Origin of the sequence: Mycobacterium sp. E136 (assembly GCF_001666865.1) — a bacterium.
Taxonomy (GTDB): domain Bacteria; phylum Actinomycetota; class Actinomycetes; order Mycobacteriales; family Mycobacteriaceae; genus Mycobacterium.
The window spans coordinates 1-6,147 of record NZ_LZJE01000201.1 but is presented as its reverse complement, the minus strand read 5'-3'; the positions used below and the strand labels follow the sequence as shown (position 1 = coordinate 6,147).

Genomic DNA, 6,147 nt, shown 5'->3' with positions numbered 1-6,147 from the left:
ACGGTGCCGGCCGCGCAATGATCGATCAGCTCGGTCGCGACGTCTTTGAGCTGGGCGTCGGAGAACATGCAGCAGATCACGACCCGGCTGCCGGTACCGACGTCGGCGATCGAGTCGACGACCGTCGCACCGGCATCATTAAGGCGTTGGCGCACCTCGGGTTTGCGGGCATAGACGGTGACCGCACGGCCCGCCGCCAGCAGCCGGTGCACCATCGGCTCGCCCATCTGGCCGGCGCCGATGAAGCCGATCGATTCGCTCACGGGCCGACCCGTGGGCCCGGGGTGAAGGTGATGGGCAGCTTGCGCATCGCCCAGACCTCGCCGGCGTCTTCAAAGCGCACCGGCTCCCCGTCGAGGCGGAATTCGGGGATCCGTTCGAGGATCTCGCCGAGCATCTCCTGGAACATCGTCCGCGCCAGATGCGAGCCCAGGCAGCGGTGGATGCCGACGCCGAACGCCATCTGCTTTCGGGCGTTGGACCGCTCGAGGTCGACGGTGTCGGGCTCCGGGAACATCGCCGGGTCGCGGTTGGCCGCGGCCCACATCAGGATGGCCCGGTCACCGGCTTGCATCGGCGCGCCGTGGAATTCGGCGTCACGGGACACGGTGCGCGCCAAGCCCAGGGTCGGCGTGTAGACCCTCAGCAGTTCGTCGGTCACCGACTCGAGGCGGTCAGCTCTGGCGGTCAACGCTTCGCGCAGTTCGGGCTGTTGGGTCATGGCGTAGAGCACGTTGCCGGTCAGCCCGCTGGTGGTGTCCATGCCGCCGAGCATCATCAGCACGGTGTACATCAGGATCTGGGTGTCGTCGAGCGGAGTATCGTCGATGTGGCCGACCAGGATTCGGCCGAACAAGTCGTCACCGAGTTCACCGCTCTCGCGGCGTTCGGACATGTGCTTGTAGATCTCGCCGAACAGTTCCATGACCGCGGCACCGGACTTTTCCTCGTCGTGGGTGCGGTCGTGGACCATCGAATGCACCCAGTGCACCCACTCCAGATACTTGGACTCGTCGAAGCCCAGCATGCGGAGCACGAGTTTGGCCGGCAACGGGGTGGTCAGTTCGCCGACGATGTCGCAGCTGCCGCGCTCGATGAACTCGTTGACCATCTCCCGGGCCATGCTGCGGGCCACCGGGCGCCACCGTTCGGCCTGACCCGGCGAGAACGCCGACAGGGTGACCGCGCGCAGCTTCTGGGTCAGCGGTGGGTCGGACTCGATCGGCAGGATCGGGAACGGTGACCCGCTGGCCGGGACTCCTACGGAGGGATAGGAGTTGAACAGGTCGTCGTCGCGTGCCGCGTCGAACACCGACTGGTAATCCAACAGGGCCCAGAAGCCCCCGTGCTCGGTGGAACGCGTGACCGGACAACGAGATCGCATGTCGGCCATGATCTGGTGCGGGCACTCGCGGAATTCCGGCGAATGATGATCGAAGTTCTCGACGACGGGCGTCTGGGCATGGGTCACGGGTCAACCTCCTCGAACTACACATTGGCTGATTGTGTAGTTATCATGGTCACCGTAATCATCTAACTGATTTGGGTCAAGAACGTATGCCGACAACACCAGACGAGCAGCGTGGCCGGCTGATCGCCGCTGCGGAAGCATGCTTTCTCGAAAAAGGGCCCAGCAGAACCAAAGTCACGCACGTCGCGGCCAAGGCCGGTGTTCACCGGACCACGGTGTACAGCTACTTCAAGAACATGGACGAGATACTGGCGGCGTGCTTCGTCAAGGCGACCACGGGCGTCGTCGATGCCGCCGAACCGTACTTCGCACAACGGGCACCGTTCATCGAGCGGCTGATCACCGGTGCACTGGCCGGCTTGGAGGCGGCCCGCGCGTCACCGACGATGCGCGCGATGACCACACCGGAGGAGCTCGCGCGGACCCATCACGCGGCCGAACAGTCCGAGGCGTGGCGGGCCGAGATCGTCAATCGGCTCGCCGAGCGCTTCACCAACGCCGACCCCGGCGAGGTGCGCACGGACGTTCCCGCTCATGTGTTGGCGCAGTGGGTGGTTCGCATCTGCTTCAGCCTGATCGAGGAGCCTGGGGATCCCGCGATCGGTGGTGACGAGGGGCTGCTGCGGACCTTCCTGCCACGCACTATCGCGCCGTGAGCTACCGGGCGGCCATCGCGGTGATGGCATCGGCGCACATCGCGACCATCTCGGCGCGGTCCACCGCCACCGACTGGGTGTGAACCGCGTACCACGCCCGGTCCAGCATACCCATCACCGTCACACCGATAACCTCGGGCGAGTGCGGACCGTCGGCACGGATCGCCTGGCCGAGCTTCCAGGCCGCGCGCGTCATCATGTGGTTGCGTGAGCGCCGGAACGCCTCGTCGTCGGGAGCGGTGTGCGCGGCGGCGGTGACGAACGCGCCGTGCCGGTCCATGTAGTCGAAATAGTCGCGCACCCAACCGCGAATGGCGTCGCCGTCGTCGGACCGTACCGCCGCTTCGCAGTGCGCGATCACGTTGAGGACGTCGTGGTAGGCGGTTCGGCCGAGGACGTCGAAGATCTCGCGCTTGTCCTTGAAGTATGTGTAGAAACCGGCCCGCGAGATGCCGCACGCCTCGGTGATCGCGTTGATCGGGGTGCCGTTGAAGCCGCGCTGCAGGAACAGGTCGCGACTGGCCTGCAGGATCGCCGATCGCGTCCGCTCACCGCGACTCATCTCCACTGCTTCTACGGTCATGTCGGCATGCTATATGACATGCATGTCAGACAACAGTCCTTGCATGTTAATGAGTAGATCTTCGCAGTCATAGGCGAATACTTGACACTTGTGTCAAGTTACGGGAAGCTCAATACACCACCGGAAAGGGAGGCGTGCGATGACGCAGTTCACCGAGGCACCGATCTTCGATGCCGACCAGCACATGTACGAGACGCCGGATGCGTTGACGAAGTTCCTGCCCGACGAGTTCAAGCCCAAGGTGCAGTTCGTGCAGATGGGCAGGCACACGCGGATCGCGATCCTCAACAAGATCACCGACTACATGCCGAACCCGACGTTCGAACGGGTTGCGGCGCCGGGCGCGCACGAGAAGTTCTACTCGGGTCAGAACCCGGAGGGACTGTCGATGCGGGAGATGTCCGGGCGCGGCATCGACTGCCCGCCCGCGGCCCGCAACCCCGAGGACCGCATCGTCGAACTCGACCGCCAAGGTGTCGATGCCTGCTTGAACTATCCGACGCTGGCCAACCTCGTCGAACACTCCTCAGCCGAGGACCCCGACCTGACCGTCGCGATCATCCACGCGCTCAACCAGTGGATGCTGGAAAACTGGGGCTTCGTCCACGCCGGCCGCGTCTACTCGACCCCGGTACTCAACCTGGGACTGGTCGACGAAGCCCGCCGCGAGCTCGAGTGGATCCTCGAGAACGGCGCGAAGGTGGCGTTGATCAAACCGGCGCCGGTCAAGGGCTACAAGGGTTGGCGCTCCCCCGCGCTGCCGGAGTTCGATCCGTTCTGGCGCGATGTCGAAAGTGCTGGGCTGCCAATCGTTCTGCACGCCAGCCAGCCGCCGCTGCAGGAGTACATCGACAAGTGGGAGCCGCCGTCGACGAGCAGCGCTTTCGAGATGTCGGCGTTCAAGTGGACGGCGTTGGGCCATCGCGAGATCGCCGACATGCTGACCAGTTTGATCTGCCACGGCACACTGACCCGGTTCCCGAAGCTCCGCATCGCCAGCGTGGAGAACGGAAGCTCCTGGATCAAGCCGCTTTTCGACGATCTGCAAATGACCTACAGCAAGATGCCGCAGAACTTCGAAGAGCATCCGCATGACGTGTTCCGGCGCAACATCTGGGTCAGCCCGTTCTGGGAGGGCTCGGTCGCCGATGTGGTGTCCACCGTCGGTTGGGACAAGGTGCTGTTCGGGTCGGACTGGCCACACCCCGAGGGTTTGGCCGAACCCAAGCGGTACTGGCACTACGCCGAGGGCATGGACCTGCGGCGCACCTACGACTTCATGGGCGACAACGCCCGCCGCTTCATGGGACTGCCGCTGGCCAACCCGGACCCGGACGCCGCCAAGCCCCCGGTGCTGGAGACCGCCGGCGCCTAGCCTCTTTGCGCCGAAATCTGCGCCAGGGTCGTGATTCTCGCGGTTTCACAGCCCTGGCGCAGAACTCGGCGTGAAAAGTCAGCCCGCGGTGTCCCACAGCTTCAGCCGCGAGCGCACCCGGCGCTCGAGGAAGTCGTCGAGCACGTCTTCGAAGACCGCGTTGTCGTCGCCGGCGACCATGTGGTGCGCACCGGCGACCGAGGCGAACTCGGCGTGCGGCACCAGCTCGAGGAACCGCTTGGCATCGTCGACCGACAGCACATCGGATTCCCCGCCGCGCACCAGCAGCGTCGGCGTGCGCAGGTCCCGCGCGGCCGCCCCCAGCCGCGCCGGGTCGATGAGCGGATCGCGCTGCACTGGTTGGTCCAACGGCGACGCCAGAAACGCAGGGTCCCAGTGCCAGTACCACCGGCCGTCCCGGTGCCGAAGGTTCTTCTTCAACCCCTCGAGGTTGCGTGGCCGCGGCCGGTGCGGCACATAGGCCGCAACCGCATCCGCGGCCTCTTCCAGTGTGGCGAAACCGGTTTCGGCGTGCGAGACCATGAAATCGCGGATCCGGCTGGTCCCGGCGGGCTGCAGGAACGGCGACACGTCGACCAGCACCAGCCCGAGCGCCAGGTCCGGGCGCACGCTGATCGCCGCCAGCGACGAGTTGCCGCCCAGCGAGGCGCCGACGTAGACCGGCGGGCGCCCGAGGTAGTCGGCCACCTTGATCACGTCGCCGGCGAACCGGTCCAGGCCGTAGTACCCGTCCGGAGACCAGGTGCTGTCGCCGTGTCCGCGCAGGTCGACGGTGACGGCGTACCAGCTCTTGGCGCCCAGATCGGCCGCGGTCGAACCCCACGAATGCCGGGTCTGCCCGCCGCCGTGCAGCAGCACGACCGGCGGGTCGGAGGGATCTCCGTAGGCGTCGGCGACCATCGTGACGTCGCCCGCGGGGATCTCGAGCGTCTCGTGTGGGGGCCGCGCGGCGTCGTTGCCCATGGCGCTCATCGTGACACGGGCTCAGTCGCTGGCGGGCAGCGGCTTGGCCTCCTTGAGCGATAGCGCCGTTTCGCCGATGCTCAGCGAGCCTGCGCCGGCCTTGGTCACCAGCACCTCAGAGCCGCTCTCGTCGACGTAGCGCTTGCCCATCGCGCTGCCGTCGGCGAAGGACGGGCTCACCGACAGGCCATTGGCCGCCTCGGTGTCGAGGGTCACCATCGGCTCACCGCCGCAGCGCAGGTCATCGAGGGCGTCAGTGGCGCGCACGACAATCACCTGGGTGTCGCAAACCTGACTCTTGAGGCGGGTTCCGTTCTTGATCATGTTGCACTCCTGACGTTTTCGGACAATTCTCGGATAATCTCGCGGCGCAGCACCTTGCCGGTGTCCGTGGTCGGCAGCTGGTCGACGATCTCAACACGATCCGGTGTGCGCGAGCCGCGCAACGCCTTGTGCGCGAACGCCCGCAGATCCTCGGCGTCGACCTCGGAGCCCGGTTCGGGCACCACCACCGCAACGATGATCTGACCCCACTGCGGGTCCTCTAGTCCCACCACCACGATGTCACGCACCGCGGGATGCTCGATCAGCACATCCTCGATCTCGGCGGGGGCGATGTTCTCCCCGCCGCGGATGATGGTGTCGTCGGAGCGGCCGCCGATGAACAGGTAGCCCTCGTCGTCGACCATCGCCAGATCCCTTGTGGGGAACCAGCCGTCGGCGTCGAGCACGGATCCGATATCGGTGTAGCGGCCGGAGACCTGCGGTCCGCGCACGAACAGCTCCCCCGTCTCGCCGGGTCCGAGCACGGTGCCGTCCTCGGAGCGGATCTGCACCTCGACGCCGGGCACCGGCTGGCCGACCGAGCCGAGCCGCCGCGTCACCGCCGGATCGTCGGCGGCGTACGCGGCCCGGTGGTCGTCGGGTGTCAGCACTGCGATCGTCGAGCTGGTCTCGGTCAGCCCGTACGCGTTGACCAGCCCCACCGACGGCAGCAGCTCGATGGTCTTGCGGACCAACGGCAGGCCGACTTTCGAGCCGCCGTAGGCCAGGTTGCGCAGCGACGGCAGTTCGGTCG

General features: G+C 66.3%; 8 protein-coding genes. 2 read left to right on the top strand and 6 right to left on the bottom strand.

Translation table 11 applies throughout. The features are described from left to right. Together A5698_RS13195 and A5698_RS13190 are read right to left on the bottom strand one after the other, a co-directional pair. Positions 1-263 (bottom strand): NAD(P)-binding domain-containing protein (locus tag A5698_RS13195; RefSeq protein WP_197506756.1); only part of this gene is annotated, 263 nt, incomplete at its 3' end. Continuing rightward, positions 260-1,471 carry a cytochrome P450 gene (locus A5698_RS13190; RefSeq protein ID WP_068297324.1) on the bottom strand — a complete coding sequence of 404 codons (1,212 nt, stop codon included), beginning with the start codon at positions 1,469-1,471 and terminating at the stop codon, positions 260-262. The genes A5698_RS13190 and A5698_RS13195, both read right to left, overlap by 4 nt. 86 nt (positions 1,472-1,557) lie before the next feature. Here A5698_RS13190 and A5698_RS13185 point away from each other — a divergent pair, with 86 nt between their 5' ends. Further along, positions 1,558-2,127: a TetR/AcrR family transcriptional regulator gene (locus A5698_RS13185; protein WP_068297321.1), complete on the top strand. Its 570-nt coding sequence runs from the start codon at positions 1,558-1,560 to the stop codon at positions 2,125-2,127. 1 nt (position 2,128) lies between these two features. Here the strand turns inward: A5698_RS13185 and A5698_RS13180 are convergent, their stop codons facing one another. Further along, positions 2,129-2,710, bottom strand: coding sequence for a TetR/AcrR family transcriptional regulator (locus tag A5698_RS13180; RefSeq protein WP_068297319.1), 582 nt, complete (start codon positions 2,708-2,710; stop codon positions 2,129-2,131). 139 nt (positions 2,711-2,849) lie between these two features. Between A5698_RS13180 and A5698_RS13175 the strand changes: the two genes are divergently transcribed. Beyond that, positions 2,850-4,085: an amidohydrolase family protein gene (locus A5698_RS13175; protein WP_068297315.1), complete on the top strand. Its 1,236-nt coding sequence runs from the start codon at positions 2,850-2,852 to the stop codon at positions 4,083-4,085. Positions 4,086-4,163: 78 nt separating this feature from the next. On the opposite strand, the gene A5698_RS13170 is transcribed toward A5698_RS13175, so the two are convergent. The 3 genes from A5698_RS13170 to A5698_RS13160 form a co-directional block, all read right to left on the bottom strand. Further along, positions 4,164-5,069, bottom strand: a complete 906-nt coding sequence (locus A5698_RS13170) for an alpha/beta fold hydrolase (RefSeq protein ID WP_156670740.1) — start codon at positions 5,067-5,069, stop codon at positions 4,164-4,166. Positions 5,070-5,090: 21 nt separating this feature from the next. Further along, the gene (locus A5698_RS13165) at positions 5,091-5,393 is read right to left on the bottom strand and encodes a hypothetical protein (protein ID WP_068297308.1); all 303 of its coding nucleotides are present in this window, start codon (positions 5,391-5,393) and stop codon (positions 5,091-5,093) included. After that, the coding region (locus A5698_RS13160; RefSeq protein ID WP_156670739.1) for a class I adenylate-forming enzyme family protein at positions 5,390-6,147 on the bottom strand (758 nt) is incomplete at its 5' end. The genes A5698_RS13165 and A5698_RS13160, both read right to left, overlap by 4 nt.

Bases quoted from the DNA above. Each gene is read 5' to 3' on its own strand.
- A5698_RS13165 (WP_068297308.1), bottom strand. From the start codon at position 5,393: ATGATCAAGAACGGAACCCGCCTCAAGAGTCAGGTTTGCGACACCCAG.
- A5698_RS13170 (WP_156670740.1), bottom strand. From the start codon at position 5,069: ATGGGCAACGACGCCGCGCGGCCCCCACACGAGACGCTCGAGATCCCC.
- A5698_RS13185 (WP_068297321.1), top strand. From the start codon at position 1,558: ATGCCGACAACACCAGACGAGCAGCGTGGCCGGCTGATCGCCGCTGCG.
- A5698_RS13175 (WP_068297315.1), top strand. From the start codon at position 2,850: ATGACGCAGTTCACCGAGGCACCGATCTTCGATGCCGACCAGCACATG.
- A5698_RS13180 (WP_068297319.1), bottom strand. From the start codon at position 2,710: ATGACCGTAGAAGCAGTGGAGATGAGTCGCGGTGAGCGGACGCGATCG.